Annotated in this window: 17 protein-coding genes and 1 pseudogene; 1 reads left to right on the top strand and 17 read right to left on the bottom strand. The window is 65.6% G+C overall.

Translation table 11 applies throughout. The features are described from left to right. Nucleotides 1–2: 2 nt before the first annotated feature. The 15 genes from cysW to kdpF form a co-directional block, all read right to left on the bottom strand. Nucleotides 3–878, bottom strand: coding sequence for a sulfate ABC transporter permease subunit CysW (gene cysW / locus AB4118_RS21740; protein ID WP_441491697.1), 876 nt, complete (start codon nt 876–878; stop codon nt 3–5). After that, the gene (gene cysT / locus AB4118_RS21735; protein WP_441491696.1) at nt 871–1,761 is read right to left on the bottom strand and encodes a sulfate ABC transporter permease subunit CysT; all 891 of its coding nucleotides are present in this window, start codon (nt 1,759–1,761) and stop codon (nt 871–873) included. The genes cysW and cysT overlap by 8 nt, the downstream gene beginning before the upstream one ends. Then, nucleotides 1,721–2,755, bottom strand: a complete 1,035-nt coding sequence (locus tag AB4118_RS21730; RefSeq protein WP_441491695.1) for a sulfate ABC transporter substrate-binding protein — start codon at nt 2,753–2,755, stop codon at nt 1,721–1,723. Before AB4118_RS21730 ends, cysT begins: the two co-directional genes overlap by 41 nt. Before the next feature lie 251 nt (nt 2,756–3,006). After that, entirely contained in the window at nt 3,007–4,467 is a 1,461-nt protein-coding gene (cysG, locus tag AB4118_RS21725; protein WP_441491694.1) for a siroheme synthase CysG, read from the bottom strand. Then, nucleotides 4,464–4,631 (bottom strand): hypothetical protein, encoded by a 168-nt coding sequence (locus tag AB4118_RS21720; protein ID WP_176733396.1) that lies wholly within the window; start codon nt 4,629–4,631, stop codon nt 4,464–4,466. Before AB4118_RS21720 ends, cysG begins: the two co-directional genes overlap by 4 nt. 75 nt (nt 4,632–4,706) lie before the next feature. Beyond that, entirely contained in the window at nt 4,707–5,216 is a 510-nt protein-coding gene (locus AB4118_RS21715; RefSeq protein ID WP_441491693.1) for a DUF934 domain-containing protein, read from the bottom strand. Then, the gene (locus AB4118_RS21710) at nt 5,203–6,873 is read right to left on the bottom strand and encodes a nitrite/sulfite reductase (RefSeq protein ID WP_441491692.1); all 1,671 of its coding nucleotides are present in this window, start codon (nt 6,871–6,873) and stop codon (nt 5,203–5,205) included. The genes AB4118_RS21715 and AB4118_RS21710 overlap by 14 nt, the downstream gene beginning before the upstream one ends. A 3-nt stretch (nt 6,874–6,876) precedes the next feature. Continuing rightward, the gene (locus tag AB4118_RS21705; protein ID WP_441491691.1) at nt 6,877–7,233 is read right to left on the bottom strand and encodes a DUF2849 domain-containing protein; all 357 of its coding nucleotides are present in this window, start codon (nt 7,231–7,233) and stop codon (nt 6,877–6,879) included. Continuing rightward, nucleotides 7,233–7,547 carry a 2Fe-2S iron-sulfur cluster-binding protein gene (locus AB4118_RS21700; protein WP_441491690.1) on the bottom strand — a complete coding sequence of 105 codons (315 nt, stop codon included), beginning with the start codon at nt 7,545–7,547 and terminating at the stop codon, nt 7,233–7,235. Before AB4118_RS21700 ends, AB4118_RS21705 begins: the two co-directional genes overlap by 1 nt. 178 nt (nt 7,548–7,725) lie before the next feature. After that, complete coding sequence (locus AB4118_RS21695; RefSeq protein WP_441491689.1) at nt 7,726–8,421, bottom strand: response regulator; 696 nt, start codon at nt 8,419–8,421, stop codon at nt 7,726–7,728. Beyond that, complete coding sequence (locus AB4118_RS21690) at nt 8,418–11,132, bottom strand: DUF4118 domain-containing protein (RefSeq protein ID WP_441491688.1); 2,715 nt, start codon at nt 11,130–11,132, stop codon at nt 8,418–8,420. Before AB4118_RS21690 ends, AB4118_RS21695 begins: the two co-directional genes overlap by 4 nt. Before the next feature lie 10 nt (nt 11,133–11,142). Further along, nucleotides 11,143–11,736 (bottom strand): potassium-transporting ATPase subunit KdpC, encoded by a 594-nt coding sequence (gene kdpC, locus AB4118_RS21685; protein WP_441491687.1) that lies wholly within the window; start codon nt 11,734–11,736, stop codon nt 11,143–11,145. A 23-nt stretch (nt 11,737–11,759) separates the two neighbouring features. Beyond that, a complete protein-coding gene (gene kdpB, locus AB4118_RS21680) occupies nt 11,760–13,796 on the bottom strand; it encodes a potassium-transporting ATPase subunit KdpB (RefSeq protein ID WP_441491686.1) in 2,037 nt (678 codons plus the stop codon). Nucleotides 13,797–13,816: 20 nt separating this feature from the next. Further along, nucleotides 13,817–15,526, bottom strand: a complete 1,710-nt coding sequence (gene kdpA, locus AB4118_RS21675) for a potassium-transporting ATPase subunit KdpA (protein WP_441491685.1) — start codon at nt 15,524–15,526, stop codon at nt 13,817–13,819. Nucleotides 15,527–15,552: 26 nt separating this feature from the next. Beyond that, entirely contained in the window at nt 15,553–15,639 is an 87-nt protein-coding gene (gene kdpF, locus AB4118_RS21670; RefSeq protein WP_069880828.1) for a K(+)-transporting ATPase subunit F, read from the bottom strand. Between the two features lie 261 nt (nt 15,640–15,900). Here kdpF and AB4118_RS21665 point away from each other — a divergent pair, with 261 nt between their 5' ends. Beyond that, the gene (locus AB4118_RS21665) at nt 15,901–16,452 is read left to right on the top strand and encodes a flavin reductase family protein (RefSeq protein WP_441491746.1); all 552 of its coding nucleotides are present in this window, start codon (nt 15,901–15,903) and stop codon (nt 16,450–16,452) included. A gap of 46 nt (nt 16,453–16,498) precedes the next feature. Here the strand turns inward: AB4118_RS21665 and AB4118_RS21660 are convergent, their stop codons facing one another. Together AB4118_RS21660 and AB4118_RS21655 are read right to left on the bottom strand one after the other, a co-directional pair. Continuing rightward, nucleotides 16,499–16,759, bottom strand: coding sequence for a hypothetical protein (locus AB4118_RS21660; protein WP_441491684.1), 261 nt, complete (start codon nt 16,757–16,759; stop codon nt 16,499–16,501). Nucleotides 16,760–16,874: 115 nt separating this feature from the next. Beyond that, nucleotides 16,875–17,063: pseudogene (locus AB4118_RS21655) on the bottom strand (helix-turn-helix domain-containing protein); the annotation flags it as partial. Nucleotides 17,064–17,082 lie beyond the last annotated feature (19 nt).

Genomic DNA, 17,082 nt, shown 5'->3' with positions numbered 1-17,082 from the left:
CGTCAATGGCGCGACTTGGCGGAGATCGCATCCGCGAAGTGCCATTCGAGATAGGTCTTGAGGGCGAGCGTCACCAGTGCCAGCCCGGCCAGCAACGAGGCGACGGCGAAGGCAGCGACGCTGTTGTATTCATTGTAGAGAATCTCGACATGCAGCGGCATCGTCGTGGTCAGCCCCCTGATCCGGCCGGACACGACCGTGACGGCGCCGAACTCGCCCATGGCGCGGGCGTTGCAGAGCAGCACGCCGTAGAACAGGCTCCACTTCACATTCGGCAGCGTGATGGTGAGGAAGGTGCGCCAGGGCGAGGCGCCCAGCGTCAGGGCCGCCTCTTCGTCGCTGGAGCCGAGCGCCTGCATGTGCGGAATCAACTCGCGCGCAACGAAGGGGAACGTGACGAAGATCGTCGCCAGCACCAGCCCGGGCAGCGCGAAGATGATCTCGATATCATGGGCCTTGAGCCAGGGCCCGAGAAAGCCCTGCGCGCCGAAGAGCAGAACATAGACGAGGCCCGAGATCACCGGAGAGACTGAGAAGGGCAGGTCGATGAAGCTGATCAGCAGGCTCTTTCCCCGGAACTCGAACTTGGCGATGGCCCAGGCGGCGGCGACGCCGACGACCAGATTGAAGGGCACCGCGATGGCGGCGACCCGCAGGGTCAGGCGAACGGCGCTCAGGGCATCCGGCTCCGTAATGCTCTCCAGGAAGAGCCCATATCCCTTCGCAAAGGCTTCGATGAAGACCGCGATCAGCGGCAGGAAGAGGAACAGCAGCAGAAAACCCAGTGCCAGGGTCAACAGCAGGGCGCGGATCCACAAGCCGTCGCGCAGCGCGCGGTCGGTCCTGTAGATGGCGGCCGGCAGCGGCGTGTCAGACATGACCCAGTCTCCCGCGGCTCCAGGACTGGATTCCATTGATCGCCAGGATCAGCGCGAAGGAGACGATCAGCATGATCGTCGCGACCACGGAGGCCCCGGCATAGTCGAACTGTTCCAGCCGGATCACGATCAGGAGCGGGGCGATCTCGGAGAACATCGGCACGTTGCCCGCGATGAAGATCACCGAGCCGTATTCGCCGACGGCACGGGCGAAGGCGAGGACGAAGCCGGTCAGCAACGCTGGCACGATACCGGGAAGGATGACCCTGAAAATGGTGCGCAACCGGCTGGCGCCGAGCAGTGCGGCGGCCTCCTCGATATCCGCATCGGCTTCCTCCAGCACTGGCTGCACGGTCCGCACCACGAAGGGCAGGCCGATGAAGACGAGCGCCACCATGACGCCGAGCGGGGTGTAGGCGACCTTGATGTTGTAGGGAGCCAGCAGGGCACCGATCCAGCCGTTCGGAGCGTAGATCGAGGCGAGGGCGATGCCTGCGACAGCGGTCGGCAGCGCGAAGGGCAGGTCGACCGCGGCATCGAGCAGCCGCCGGCCGGGGAAGCGGTAGCGCACCAGAACCCAGGCGATGATCAGCCCGAAGATGGCGTTGAGGATCGCGGAAAACAGGGCAGCGCCAAAGGACAGCTTCAAGGCAGCCTGGGTGCGGGCCGAGGTGATGATCGCCCAGATATCAGCGGGGCCAGCGCTTGCCGCCTTGAGGAAGAGTGCCGCGAGGGGGATGAGCACGATCAGCGACAAGGCGCTGATCGTGATGCCGAGCGACAACCCGAAACCGGGAAGGATGCTAGGCTGCCGCCAGGAGCTGGCCGTTACCGCCACGCGGTCACCGCGCCGGCTTGTAAAGCTGATCGAAGGTTCCGCCATCGGCGAAATGATCCTTCTGTGCCTTGGTCCAGCCACCGAAAACGGTGTCGATGGTGATCAGCTCAAGCTTGGGGAAACGCGCGAGGTCCTCAGCTGCCGCGGCCTCCGTATTGCGCGGCCGGTAGAAGTTCTTCGCGATGATGGCCTGTGCAGCCGGCGTATAGAGGAATTCGAGATAGGCCTGGGCTGCGGCACGCGTTCCCTTGGCATCGACATTGCCGTCGACGATCGTCACCGGCGGCTCTGCCAGGATCGAAAGCGAGGGCACGACGATGTCGAACTTGTCGGCGCCGAATTCCTGCAGCACGAGGAAGGCCTCGTTTTCCCATGACAGGAAGACGTCACCCTGGCCGCGCTGGGCGAAGGTCGTGGTCGAGCCGCGCGCGCCCGTGTCGAGCACCGGCACGTTCTTCAGCACGGCGGCGATATAGTCACGCACCTTCGCCTCGTCCTTGCCATAGGCCTTCTCGGCCCAGGCCCAGGCCGCGAGATAGTTCCAGCGTGCGCCACCCGAAGTCTTGGGGTTCGGGGTGATGACGCTGATGCCGGGCTTGGCGAGGTCGCCCCAGTCCTTGACGGCCTTGGGGTTGCCCTTGCGGGTCAGGAACACGATCGTCGAGGTGTAGGGAGAGGAGTTCTGGGGCAGGCGCTTTTGCCAGTCGAGCGGGATCTTCTTCGAGCGCTCGGCAACGGCGTCGATATCGCCCGCCAGCGCCAATGTCAGCACGTCGGCATTGAGCCCGTCGATCACGGTGCGGGCCTGGGCGCCCGAACCACCATGCGACTGGCGGATCGTCAGCTTCTGCCCCGTCTTCTTCTGCCACTCGGCGGTGAAGGCGGTGTTGATGGCGCGGTAGAGTTCGCGGGTCGGATCATAGGAGACGTTGAGCAACTCGCTCTGGGCGCGAGCGCCGCTGACGATACCGAAGCAGATGGAAAAGGCGCCGACGATCAGGGCTGCCTGGATTATCCGGCGAATGCGCTCTTGCGTCATGTCAGTGCTCCGTCGAAATCAATGCCGTCAGCTCATATGAGCGGGCAACCGTTCTGAATAACAAACAAAGCGTACTGAATTGGCGGTATTTCCTCAACCTACCGGTGCAGGTAGCCCCTTCCAAACTTTGCCCCGTCCGGAGAAAACGTCTCTCCTTTCAAGGCGTTCCAAGGCAGATGCGGCAATCGCGTCGTTCAGGCGAGGCCGGACACAAACCCGCATATCGGGCGTCCGCCGATTCGATCGGCCGGTCAGGCGCTGCGCAGAGTCTGCAGATCGAGCGCCTCGGCTGCAACACCTTCGAGCGCGCGTCCGATCAGCACAAGCAGCGGCCCTTTGGGCGGCAGCTCGCCAAGCCGCTCCGGCAGGGTGGCGATCGTTGCGCGCAAACGCGCTTCGCCGGGCTGCGTCGCGGCGACCACTGCGATCGCCGGCGTCTCGGGGGCGAGACCAGCGGCAATCGCCTGCTCGCGGAAGGCGGCCAGGGTGTTCCGCGCCATATAGATCACGGTCGTCGCATGAGGATCGGCAAGAGCTCGCCAGTCGAGATCCTCGGGCAGCGTCCCCGTGCGGGCATGGCCGGTCACGAACTGCAACCGCCTGGCATGGTCGCGGTGGGTCAGGGAGAGGCCGAGTGATGCCGCCGCCCCCTGAGCCGCCGAGATGCCGGGCACCATGACGACGGGAATACCGGCCCGGGCGCAGGCTTCGATCTCCTCGCCGGCGCGGCCGAAAATGCCGGGATCGCCGCCCTTCAGCCGCACGACATGCTTGCCGTGGCTCGCGAGCGAAACGATCAGCGTGTTGATGTCGTCCTGCTTGACGGAGGGACCATAGCCGGTCTTGCCGACCAGCATGCGTTTGGCCTCCCGGCGGGCGAATTCCAGCACGCCCGCGGAGACGAGGTCGTCATAGAGGATGATGTCGGCGCTCTGCAGCGCGCGGATCGCCTTCAGGGTCAGCAATTCCGGATCGCCGGGGCCAGCGCCGACGAGCGTGACCCTGCCGATGCCCTGATGGCCGCTCTCGAGACGGTCGAGTTCGGTAAAGAGCTCCGCTTCGTCGTGGGATTGCGGCGCGCGTTCCGGTTCCGCCATGGCGCGGCGGGTGAATTTCTCCCAGAAGGCACGACGCAGCGCGAAGGGCAGGTCGCGGGCCTGAACTGCAGGCCGCCACTCCTTGGCGGCCTGCGCCCAGTCCTTGAGACCGGCGGGAAGCAGGGCTTCGATCTTGGTACGGATGGTCTGGCCAAAAACGGGCGAGGCGCCGTCGGTCGAGATCGCGACGATCAGCGGGGACCGATTCACGACCGACCCAAAGGCGAAGTCACAGAATTCCGGCTTGTCGACGACGTTGACCGGCACGCCGGCCTGCCGTGCGGCGGCCGCGAAGGCGTGTGCCTCCTCGTCCTCTTCGATCTCGCCGATGGCCAGCGCCGCGCCATCGAAGTCGCCCGGCTGCCAGTGGCGGCTGTACAGGGTGATCCCGGCAGCAGGCGGGTCAGCGACGAGACTGTCGAACAGGTCCGTCTCCACACCCGCAAGAATGAGGAGATCGGCTCCAGACGCCGCGAGCAGCTCGGCCTTCCAGAGCGCACCTTCGCCCGTGCCCGCCAGCAAGACCTTGCGCCCGTCCAGCTTGTGGAACAGCGGCAACGTTGCCAGCCGCTCGATGCGGCGCGCAGTCGTCGGTTCGGGCGCTCTTTGCGTCATCGCGTGGTTTCTGCCGCCTTCAGGTCGACCGGCCGATCCGGTGCGCCAGCCGGCGGCATCAACAACCAGAATCCGGCAAGCGCAAGGATGATAAGCCGAAAGCAAATATCGAACCAGCGTTCATAGGGGCGAGGCGGAATCGCGCGCAACAGGTCGCCGTCCATGCAGTCCTCCCTCAAATCCTCACCCTCGCGGGCGCGCTGGCAGCCTGCCTCGCTCTGCGAGAACCTGGCCATGAATCAACCTGCCGCAGCGCGGGCCGCGCGCCGCTGGTCGAGAATGTTGCGGCCGTCGCCGTAGCCGCGCTGATAGCCATGGCTGATCCGGCCGGCCGCGCTCAGCCATTGATCGACCGGCTGGCGCGCTGCACTGGTCTCCGGCAGTTCGATCTCGTCGAAGCCGCATGAGAGCGCATAGGCGAACTGGTCGGCGATCAAGGGGCCGCTGGCGCGCAGGGTTCCGGTGAAGCCGTGGTTGCGAATGAGCTTGGCCAGGCTGAAGCCGCGCCCGTCCGAGAAGGCCGGGAAGGCAACGCTCACCAGCGAGAGCTGCCGGAGGACAAGCTTGAGTTCGGCGATCCGGATATGATTGGGCACGCTCACGCCGATGCGCTGGTCACGGGCTTTCTGCCGCAGCGCGTCCGGCAAAGCCTCCCAGTCGACGAGGGCATGCGAGAGGTTGTCGATGGCAGCCCCTTCGCTGCGCGTCCAGACATCCGTCTTGGTGCCGGAGCGATCAAGCAACAGCATGGGCGGTCTCCTGGAAAGCGGCTTTGAAAGGTCCAAGGCCGAGCCGGCGGACGGCATCGATAAAGCTCTCGTTCGCCTGGCGCGTCTCGACATAGACATTGACGATGCGTTCGATCGCATCGGGCACGTCCTCGGCGGCAAGGCCTGGGCCCAGAATCTCGCCGATGGCCGCGTTCTCGGTTGCGTCGCCACCGAGCGTGATCTGGTAGGATTCGATGCCGCGCTTCTCCAGGCCGAGAATGCCGATATGGCCGACATGGTGGTGGCCGCAGGCATTGATGCAGCCGGAGATCTTGATGTTCAGCTCTCCGATCTGGCGCTGACGCTCGGCATCCGCGAAGCGATGCTGGATGGCCTGGGCGATCGGGATCGAGCGCGCTGTCGCCAGCGCGCAATAATCGAGCCCGGGGCAGGAGATGATGTCGGTGATCATCCCGACATTGGCGGAGGCCAGGCCCGCTTCGCCGAGTTTCTGCCAGATCGCAAAGAGATCGCGTTGGCGCACATGCGGCAGGACGAGGTTCTGCGCATGGGTGACGCGCAGTTCGTCATGCGAATACTGCTCGGCCAGGTCGGCGACGAGCCGCATCTGCTTAGAGGTCGCGTCGCCCGGCGCCTGGCCTATCGGCTTCAGCGAAATGGTCAGCGCTGCATAGCCAGGGGCCTTGTGCGGAGCTGTGTTGACCTCCACCCAGCGCGCGAAGGCCGGATTGGTGGCCTTGGTCGCTTCCAGCACGCGGCTGACGGCGGGCAGGGCCTCGTAGGTTGGCGGAGCGAAATAGGCGGCGATGCGTGCGACTTCCGCCGGGTCGGCATTGACGGAGGGACCGTCGAGCCGTGCGAACTCCTCCTCGACGCGCCGCGTGAATTCCTCGGCGCCAATCTCGTGGACCAGGATCTTGACCCGAGCCTTGTACTTGTTGTCGCGGCGGCCTTCGAGATTATAGACCCGCATGATCGCCTCGAGATAGGCGAGGAGGTCGGCCTTGGGCAGATAGTCGCGCACCACCTTGCCGATCATCGGCGTGCGGCCGAGACCGCCGCCGACACTGACCTCATAGGAGATGGCATTGGTGTCCGGGTGCCGCCGCAGGCGCAGGCCGATGTCATGCGCCTTGATCACGGCCCGGTCATGCTCGGCCCCTGTCACCGCGATCTTGAACTTGCGCGGCAGGTAGCTGAACTCGGGATGCAGGCTCGACCATTGCCGGATCAGTTCGGCGGTCGGGCGCGGGTCCTCGATCTCGTCCTGCGCGACGCCGGCGAAATGATCGGCCGTGACATTGCGGATGCAGTTGCCCGAGGTCTGGATGCAATGCATCTCGACCTCGGCAAGGAGATCCAGGATCTCCGGGATGTCACGCAGTTTCGGCCAGTTGAACTGCAGGTTCTGGCGCGTGGTGAAATGGCCATAGCCGCGGTCATAGCGTTCGCCGATCAGGGCGAGCTGGCGCAATTGGCGCGAAGACAGCGTGCCGTAAGGCACCGCAATGCGCAGCATATAGGCGTGGAGCTGCAGGTAGACACCGTTCTTCAGCCGCAGCGGCTTGAACTCGTCCTCGGTCAGCGAACCATTGAGCCGGCGGCCGACCTGATCCCGGAACTGGGCGACCCGCTCGCGGACGAAGCGCGCATCGAATTCATCGTAGCGATACATGTCTCAGGCCCTCCGCTCGGCTGCGATACCGTCCCCGGCCTGCTTGCCGAGATCGGGACGGTTGCTCGGTCCGAGCGTCTTCATGCGTTCGCGATAATGCCGTGGCACCGGCCCGCCGGCCTCGATCGCGACATCGACGAGGTAGGCATCGACGACATGCTGGGCTGCGAATTCGCTGACGGCATAGGCCTCCAGCCGCGCCGCTGCCGCATCGTCGGCTGCGACCAGCGCAAGCGCGGGATCGCGCGTCCAGGCGAGCGCACCGGCGGCAGCAACCGAAGCGAAAACGACATCGCCATCAAGCAGATCATTGGCGAGAAGGATTGCCGGAAGAGGCGGGCGCTTGGGGGCAGCGGCCATCACGCAGCCTCCGCCAGGGTCAGCGTCAGGCCGTCGAGATCATCGGACCAGATGATCTGGCACGAGAGCCGGGAGGTCCGTTCAATCAGCGGCAGCGTATCGAGTGCGTCGATCTCGTCCTCGCGCGGCTCGGGCAGGCGCTCGGCCCATTCCGGCGAGACGATGACATGGCAGGTGGCGCAATCGCAGGAACCGCCGCAGACGCCTTCGATCCCGACGCGATAGTCGCGCAGGATTTCCATGACCCGCCAGCCTTCGACGGCCTCGAGTTCATGCGGCTGACCCTGCCGGTCGATGACGTTGAGAATGGCCACCTTCAGCGCTCACCTTGTTCGCTATTCCGAACATCTCAAATACGGCAGCGCAGCGGTGGGTTCAATTCACGTCTGGTAGCGTGTTTTTTCTTATTCCCGTTGAAAAGGAGGATATTTGTCTTTGCCGCAGCTGCAGAAGGGGCGGGGGCGAAATAATCCTCTCACCGCCAAGATGACGCTAGACCAGTCCGCCGAGCCGGTAACCGACGCCGGGTTCGGTCTCGATCAGCTTCGGGCTCGTCGGGTCCTGCTCGAGCTTCTGGCGGAGCTGACCGACGAAGACGCGGAGATACTGCACATCGTGCTCATGTGCCGGCCCCCAGACGGCAGTGAGGATCTGGCGATGGGTCAGTACCCGGCCATTGCCGCCGGCGAGCGAGGCGAGCAGGTCATATTCCTTTGGTGACAGCTTCACATGCGTACCGTCGCGGCTGACGCGTCGATTGACGAGATCGATCTCGACGGCGCCCGAGCGGATCACCGCGTCCGCACCCTGACGCTCGATGCGGTGACGCAGCGCCACGCGCAGCCGTGCCAGCAATTCGCCGACCCCGAACGGCTTTTCGACATAGTCATCGGCACCGGCATCGAGCGCATCGATCTTCTCGGTCTCGCGATCCCGCGCCGAGAGGATGATCACCGGGCCGTCATAAAAGGCCCGCGCCTTGGCCAGCGCCTCCTTGCCGTCCATGTCGGGCAGACCGAGATCGAGCACCACCGCATCCGGCGGCTTTCGTGCAAGCTCGCGCAGGCCGGCTGCGGCGTCATCGGCGCGAACCGGCTCGTAACCGGCGGCATCGAGCGCCGGAGCCAGGAAGCGATGGATCTGAGGTTCGTCGTCGATGACGAGGATACGAGGGCGAAAGGCTGTCATGTCGTGACTCCGGGCGCGCTGTCCTTGCGCAAGCTGATCAGGATGCGGGTGCCGCCGGGTGTTCCGTCCGGACGGTCCTGGATCGGGCTCGCGGCTGCGATCCGCCCGCCCATCGCCTCGACGAAGCCCTTGGAGATGGCGAGGCCGAGGCCGGCGCCCTTGCCGCGTTCCCCGCCACGGTCGGTCGATTCCTCGAGCCTGCGGAACTTCTCGAAGACGCGTTCCAGCTCGGCAGTGGGGATACCGCGACCTTCATCCTCGATCGAGATCACGACATTGCCCCTGTCCTCATAGGCCGCCGTCTCGATCAGCGAACCGTCCTCGCTATAGGTGATGGCATTTTCCAGGATGTTGACCAGAGCCTGCTCGAGCAGGCCGGGGTCGGCCCGTACGGCCGAAAGCGCAGCGGGAAAATCGCGCTGGACGCGGCGGTGATCGAGGCGGCGCGAGACGCGCTCGATCGCAGCCGCGATCACGTCGCGCACATCCGTCCAGTCGCGGCGCGTCACCAGCGCTCCGCCTTCCAGCCGCGACATGTCGAGCAGATCGCCGACATAACGATTGAGCCTTTCGGCCTCCTCGCGGATCGAGAGCAGCAGGTCGTCGCGCACCGCGGGCTCGACCGTCTTGCCGAAGTCGATCAGCGTCGTCGCCGATCCGAGCACCGTCGCCAGCGGCGTGCGCAGATCATGGCTGACGGAGTTGAGCAGCGCCGAGCGCAGCCGATCACTGCGGCGGAGCGCCTCGGCATCGACGGCCGCGGCGGCCAGTTCGGCCCGCTCCAGCGCGATAGCCCCCTGATCGAGCAGCGCCAGCGCGAAGCGTTCGTTCTCGGCATCGAGCAGCGCTTGCGGTTCGAATCCGACGACGCCCGAGCGCGAGCGCACGCCCTGCAGCGCGCGGAATGTCCAGGCAGCATTGGGCAAGGTGCCGGTGCCGGCGCCGGCAGGCTCGCCGCGCGTCCAGGTCCAGCGCGCCGCGGTCATGTCTGCTGTGCTGAGCGCCTCGAGCGCAGGCGCTCCGGCCGCCGCGGCGATTTCCTCGCCATGCGGCAGGAAGACGACGATTTTGCCGGACGTCGCGGCCGAAAGCTGCTCGGCCAGGATCGTGGCTGCATCCTCCTTGCGCGCGGCTCCCGACAGCCGCCGGCTCGCGGCGAGCAATGCGGTGATCGCCGAGGCTCGTCGCGCCGTCGCCCTGGCCTGATCCCGGACCCGCCCCGTCAGGCCACCCGTCGTCATCGCCACCGCGAAGAAGACGAGGAATGTCAGGACATCCGCTGGATGGCCGATCCAGAAGCTCAGCAGCGGCTCGAGGAAGAAGAAATTATAGGCAACCGCGGCGAAGGCTGCGGCCGTGACGGCTGGCCAGAGACCGAATGCGAGTCCCGATATCAGCACGCTGACCATGAACAGCATGGCGAGATTGGCATTCTCGACACGGTTCTGGATCATCTCCCCGATAAGGATCGTGCCACCGACCAGCGCAGCGGAGGCGAGGTGGCCGCCCCATTGCAGCGCGCGCTTCGGAACTGGGGACGACGGGACGGCAGGCCCGGACGCGCTCTCGGTGATGATGTGCAGCGCCGCGCCGTTCTGTGCCTCGAGCAGGGCTGGCGCCAGCGACCGGTGGAACCAGGCGCGCCAGCCCCGGCGGTGCGACTTGCCGACGACGATCTGGGTGACGTTGTTGCGCCTGGCATAGTCCAGCACGGTGGCGACGAGATCGTCGCCTGTCAGCACGACATTGGCTGCGCCGAGCTGTTCTGCGAGCTTGAGCGCTTCCGACAGGCTGCGGCCGCGAGCGGAATCCGGCTCGACGCGGTTCGGCCGCTCGACATGCGCCACCGTCCAGGGCGCGTCCATCATCATGTCGGAGAGGCGCCGTCCCGCGCGCACCAGCGAACTCGCCATGGCGTCCGGCCCGATCAGGACCAGGATGCGCTCGCCGGCCGCCCAAGGGCCTTCGACGCCGGCACGCTTCATCGCCTGGCTGAGCTGGTCGTCGACGGTCTGGGCGGCCCGGCGCAAGGCCAGTTCGCGCAGCGCCGTCAGGTTCTCGGGCTTGAAGAAATTGTCGGCGGCGAGCCGCGCCGTCTCGGGCAGATAGACTTTGCCCTCTGCCATGCGCTGGCGCAGTTCGGTCGGGGTGATATCGATCAGCTCGATCTCGTCCGCCCGGCTGAGGACGCTGTCCGGCACCGTTTCACGCTGGCGCACGCCGGTGATCTTCCAGACCACGTCGACGAGGCTCTCCAGATGCTGGACGTTCAGCGTCGTCCAGATGTCGATACCGGATTCGAGCAGTTCCTCGACATCCTGCCAGCGTTTCGGGTGGCGGCTGCCGGGAGCGTTGGAATGGGCATATTCGTCGACGAGCAGGAGGCGCGGTTTGACGGCCAGCGCCGCATCGAGGTCGAACTCCAGCAATGTCCGGCCGCGATGCTCGATCGGTCGGCGCGCCATGACCTCGAGCCCGTCGAGCAGGGCCTCGGTCTCCCGCCTCCCATGGGTCTCGACCACGCCGACAAGGACCTCGCCATGCTCGGCCTGGGCGCGGCGGCCCTGGGACAGCATCTCGTAGGTCTTGCCGACGCCTGGAGCCATGCCCAGAAAAATCTTGAGCCGGCCGCGTTTGCGGCCGGCCTGCGCCAGAAGGGCATCGGGATCGGGGCGTCCCTGCTCCCGGAATCTGGTCTCGTCTGCAGTCATAACTCTGGGCTCATGGCGCCTTAGCTTGCGGCTTCGGATAACGCGCGTCGAGGGCGAGATTCGCGGTCAGCACGTTTACACGCGAGCGACCGAGAAAGCCGAAGGTCGGCTCCAGCGTGTTCGCTGCGATGATCGCCGCAACCTCGTCCGGGGCGATGCCGCGGGTTTTGGCGATGCGAGCGACCTGGCGGGCCGCGTTCTCCGGCGAGATATGGGGATCCAGACCCGAAGCGGAAGCGGTAACCGCATCGGCCGGGAGGGAACTCTTCCCGTCCGCCTCCCGCAGCGCGTCGGCATCGGCCTTGATCCGCGCAGCGAGGTCCTCGTTCAAGGGGCCTAAATTCGAGCCCGACGAACCGGCGGCATCATAACCGTCCTTGCCGGCGGCGGAGGGGCGAGGACGCAGATAGGCGTCGCCCTTGAAGTTCTGGCCGATCCACTGCGAACCGACGATCTCGCCTTGGGTATTGCGGATCAGAGAACCGCCGGCCTGGGACGGGAAGGCCGCGCCGGCGATACCGGTCACGCCGAGCGGATAGGCGAGGCCGAGGAGGAGGGTGAAGAACACCATCGAGGCGATGGCGGGACGAAGATGGGACAACATGGTGGTGCTCCTTGTCCGCGGCGTCAGGCGAGCTTCAGGGCTGTGACGATTATGTCGATCAGCTTGATGCCGACGAAGGGCGCGATCAGCCCGCCGATGCCATAGAGGGTGAGGTTGCGCGAAAGCAGCTTGGCGGCGCCGATGGCGCGATAGCGCACGCCGCGCAGGGCCAGCGGGATCAACGCGATGATGACCAGCGCGTTGAAGATCACGGCAGAGAGGATGGCGCTGTGCGGGCTCGTGAGCCCCATGACGTTGAGGGCGCCCAAGGCCGGCAGCGCGGCCACGAACAGGGCCGGGATGATCGCGAAATATTTGGCGACGTCGTTGGCGATCGAGAAGGTGGTCAGTGCTCCACGCGTGATCAGGAGCTGCTTGCCGACCTCGACGATCTCCAGGACCTTGGTCGGATCGCTGTCGAGATCGACCATATTGCCAGCCTCGCGGGCGGCCTGCGCACCGGTCTGCATGGCGACACCGACATCGGCCTGCGCGAGCGCCGGGGCGTCATTGGCGCCGTCGCCGCACATCGCGACGAGACGGCCCTTGGCCTGCTCGGTGCGGATCATGCGCAGCTTGTCTTCCGGCGTTGCCTCGGCGAGAAAATCGTCGACGCCGGCTTCGGAGGCGATGGCCGCAGCGGTAACGGGATTGTCGCCGGTTATCATCACGGTGCGCACACCCATGCGGCGAAGATCGGCGAAGCGATCCTTGACGCCAGGCTTCACCACATCCTTGAGGTGGATGACGCCAACCAGCGCACCGTTCTCGCTGACCGCGAGCGGCGTACCGCCCGAGCGGGCGATGCGGTCGACCGCGTGGCGCATCTCGGTCGGAACCTGGCCGTCGCGCAGATCGAGCATGGTCAGCACGGCATCGACAGCGCCCTTGCGCCAGGACTGCCCGTTATCGTCGAGGCCCGACTGACGCGTCGTCGCGCTGAACGCGATCGCGGTCGCATGGTCCGGAATGCTGGCGGTAATGCCTTGCTCCCGCGCCAGCTCGACGATCGAGCGGCCCTCGGGGGTCTCGTCGGCGAGAGAGGCCATGAGCGCGGCGCGCAGCGCATTGTCCGGGCGAACGCCCGGCGCCGGGATGACCTCGACCGCCATGCGGTTGCCGAAGGTGATCGTGCCGGTCTTGTCGAGCAGCAGCGTGTCGATGTCGCCCGCGGCTTCGACTGCGCGCCCGGAGGTCGCGAGCACGTTGACCTTGAGCAGCCGGTCCATGCCCGCGATGCCGACCGCGCTGAGCAATCCGCCGATCGTGGTCGGGATCAGCGTGACGAAGAGCGCACCGAGCACCATGGGATCGAGCGAGATGCCCGAGAAGGCACCAAGGCCGGTCAGCGTGACGACGGCCACCAGGAAGACCAGCGTCAGGCCGGCGAGCAGCACGGCAAGCGCGAGCTCGTTGGGTGTCTTGCGCCTGTCGGCGCCTTCCACCATCGCGATCATGCGATCGAGGAAGGAGGAGCCCGGCTGCGACGTGACCTTCATCTTGATCCAGTCGGAGACCACCGTGGTGCCACCGGTGACGGCCGAGCGGTCGCCGCCGCTCTCCCGGATCACCGGAGCGGACTCGCCGGTGATCGCGGCCTCGTTGACCGACGCGACACCCTCGACGATCTCGCCATCGGCCGGGATCACATCGCCGGCCTCGACCAGCACGAGATCGCCCGGAACGAGCTTGTGGGCCGGGGTCGGGATCATCGCATTCCGCTCAGGGTCGATGATCAGCTTGGCCTTGGTGGTGACGCGGGCGGCACGAAGCGAATCCGCCGCCGCCTTGCCACGCCCCTCGGCAATGCTCTCGGCAAAATTGGCGAAGAGCACGGTGAGCCAGAGCCAGGCCGCGATCTGGATCGAAAATCCGGCAGGAGCGCCGGTGGAAAGGGCGACCGCGGCGGAAACCGTCGCGAGCGCCGCGACGACCTCCGTGGCCAGGATCACGGGATTTCCGGTGAGCTTGCGCGGGTCGAGCTTGACGAAGGCGCTCTTCAACGCCGTCAGCACGACGCCCTGATCGAAGCTGGAGGATTTGACGAAGGACATACTCATGGAAGCTTTCCTTTGTCGGCTCAACGAGCCGCCGCAAGCACCTGGAAGTGCTCGACGATTGGTCCGAGCGCGAGCGCCGGGAAGAATTGCAGGCCACCCAGGATCAGGATGATGCCGATCAGCAGGCCGACGAAGAGCGGGCTGTCAGAAGGCAAAGTGCCGGCGGTGGGCTGGAGTTTCGGCTTGGCCGCGATGGCGCCCGCGATGGCGAGCACCGGAATGGCATAGGCGAAGCGGCCGAGCAGCATCGCGATGCCGAGCGTGGTGTTCCACCAGGGCGCATTGGCGGTCAGGCCGGCATAGGCCGAGCCGTTGTTTCCCGTCGCCGAGGAGTAGGCGTAGAGGATTTCGGTCAGACCGCGCGGCCCCTTGTTGAGCAGTCCCTCGAGCGCGACCGGCAGCACCGCAGCGATTGCGGAGAAGCCGAGGATCGAGAGAGGCAGGATGAGCACCGCCAGCATCGCGAACTTGATCTCACGTGCCTCCACCTTCTTGCCGAGATATTCCGGTGTGCGCCCGACCATCAGGCCGGCGACGAAGACCGCGAGCAGCGCCATCACCACCATGCCGTAAAGGCCGGAACCGACGCCGCCGGGCAGAATCTCGCCGAGCTGCATCAGGAACATCGCAACGCCGCCTCCGAGCGGCATGTAGCTGCCATGCATGGAATTGACCGAGCCGTTCGAGGCACCCGTGGTCTGGGCGGCCCACATGGCCGACGTGGCGGCGCCGAAGCGGACTTCCTTGCCTTCCATGTTGGCGGAGGCATCGGGGATGCCAGCGGCGATCATTGCCGGCTGCGGCGTCAGCGTCTCGGACGCGTAGATGGCCGAGGCCGCGACGCCGACGAGGATCGCCATGACCGCAATCAGCGCGCGCGCCTCGCGGCGTGCACCGGCGACACGGCCAAAGGCGATGACCGTGCCGAAGGCGAGCGCGTTCAGTGAAACCACCTCGATCAGGTTGGTCAGCGGAGTCGGATTCTCGAGCGGGTGCGCCGAGTTGACGTTGAAGATGCCGCCGCCATTGGTGCCCCATTGCTTGATGGCTTCCTGGCTCGCGGTCGGGAACAGCGAGATCACCTGCTTCGCGCCTTCGACGGTCGAAGCCTCGACATTGGCGAGCAGTGTCTGCGGCACACCGGCCGCGACCAGCGCGAGGGCCGTGACGATGGACAGCGGAAGCAGGACGTAGAGGACCGAACGGGTCAGATCGACCCAGAAATTGCCGAGGCCCTCGCCGCGATCCGTCGCGAAGGCGCGCGACAATGCAGCGGCGACCGCGAGGCCAGCGCCGGCCGAGACGAAATTCTGCACGGTGAGCCCAGCCATCTGGCTGAGATTGCTCATCGTTGTCTCGCCGCCATAGGACTGCCAGTTCGTGTTGGTGACGAAGCTGACGGCGGTGTTGAAGGCGAGGTGCGGCGACAGCCCGTCAAAGCCTTGCGGATTGAGCGGCAGCACGCCCTGAAGGCGCAGCAGCCCGTAGAGCAGCGCAAACCCGGCGGCGCTGAAGGCAATCAGCGCGCCGGCATAGCCGAACCACCCTTGCTGCCGGCTGCGGTCGACGCCGAAGGCTGCATAGGCCACGGCTTCGACCGGTTTCAGCACCGGATCGAGCCAGGTTCGTTCGCCCGCCCAGACGCGAGCCATGAAGATTCCAAGTGGCCAACCCACGGCCACAGTCAGCGCGATCGTGAAAACGATCTCGGCCCAGCCCCGCCAGTCCATGCGAGGTCTCCTTTATGAAAGCTGTGTCAGAAGCGGTCGGGGCGCAGCAGCGCAGCGACCATGTAGACCGCGAGCCCAAGCGCCGCGGCCCCGTAAAGCCAGGTGAGCGCCATGGTCGTCAGACCTTGCGCAACTGCGCAGCATAGGCCGCGAAGAGCCCGAAGGCTCCGAGCCCGAGCGCAATGAAGACGATGTCGGCCATGGCCAATCTCCAGTCAGGTTAGACCGGAGATGTGGTGCCTGGGGCAGTAAGGGGTCGAGGGGAAAGGCAGGGGAGAGGCATAAGGGTTCCATAAAGATCGCCTGCAGCAACGATCTTTCGCTGGTCACTGGCGTTGGGCCTTGCAGGGGCCCGCGGAGCGATGGTCATGACCATTCAGGAGATGCCGGCATCAAAGGCCTATCGCCTGCTTGAGGCCGGACCGATCGTTCTCGTCACGACATCGGACGAGGGGCGGCCGAACGTCATGACCATGGGTTTCCACATGGTGATGCAGCATGCGCCACCGTTGATCGGCTGCATCATCGGCCCGTGGGATCACAGCTACAAGGCGCTGCGCGCGAGCGGCGAGTGCGTGATAGCGATCCCGACCGTCGACCTAGCCAGGAAGGCGGTCGATATCGGCAATTGCTCGGGCGGTGAGATCGACAAGTTCAAGCGCTTCCGGCTCACTGCCAGGCCCGCGAAGGACGTCACGGCGCCGTTGATCGGCCAATGCCTCGCCAATATCGAGTGCCGCGTTGCCGATCGGAGTATGATCGAGCGCTACAATCTCTTCATTCTCGAAGCCGTGCGGATCTGGGTTGACCCGGAACGGAAGGAACGCCGGACCCTGCATCATCGCGGCGACGGTACCTTTGCGGTCGATGGCAAGATCATCGACCTGCGCGAGCGCATGGTGCTGTGGAAGCAGTTCCAGGGCTAGGCCCAACGCACGCCGCGCCGCGTGTGCAGGGGGCTCGAAGCAGCACTCACCAGAACAAGGGGCGTCCCCCATAGGGATAATAGCCCCACCCGGGCCCTCCTGCTTGTTCGAAGCGATAGAGGCGTGCAGCCGAGCGTGCCAAATCGACGTCGAGCAGGCATTTGGCAAATGCGTCGGTGCCTGACCGGAAGCCATAGGATCGGCAACGCACTTCGTCGGCGCTACGCTGTTCTGCCGCAGTGATGGTTTGGCAGGCAGCGAGGCCGCCGGAGATCAACACCATGGCGAGTAACGAGGCTCTCTTCATGATGCGGCTCCTACGCAGGCAACGGCTTGACAGCTTTTGCCGCATTGATGGCCAAGATATGGCTAGATGGGCTGCCGCGCCAATGCGAGCAGCCCATTTATCGCCGCAAAATCCCTCAATGCGCGGATTGGCCGGCCTCTGGAATCTCGTAGCCGTCAGAGGCATAGGCGCCCAGCTTATTGCGGAGCGTTCTGATCGATATGCAAAGCATGGCGGCTGCATGGGTGCGATTGCCGCCGGTTTCCTTCAAGGTAGCGAGGATCAGATCGCGCTCGACATCTGCGACAGGTCGTCCGACGAGATGTTCGGCACCGTTCTCAGGG

The organism is Allobosea sp. 2RAB26, from assembly GCF_052115465.1.
GTDB lineage: Bacteria > Pseudomonadota > Alphaproteobacteria > Rhizobiales > Beijerinckiaceae > Allobosea.
The sequence above is the reverse complement of the archived record's forward strand: the minus strand, read 5'-3'. Positions and strand labels throughout refer to the sequence as shown.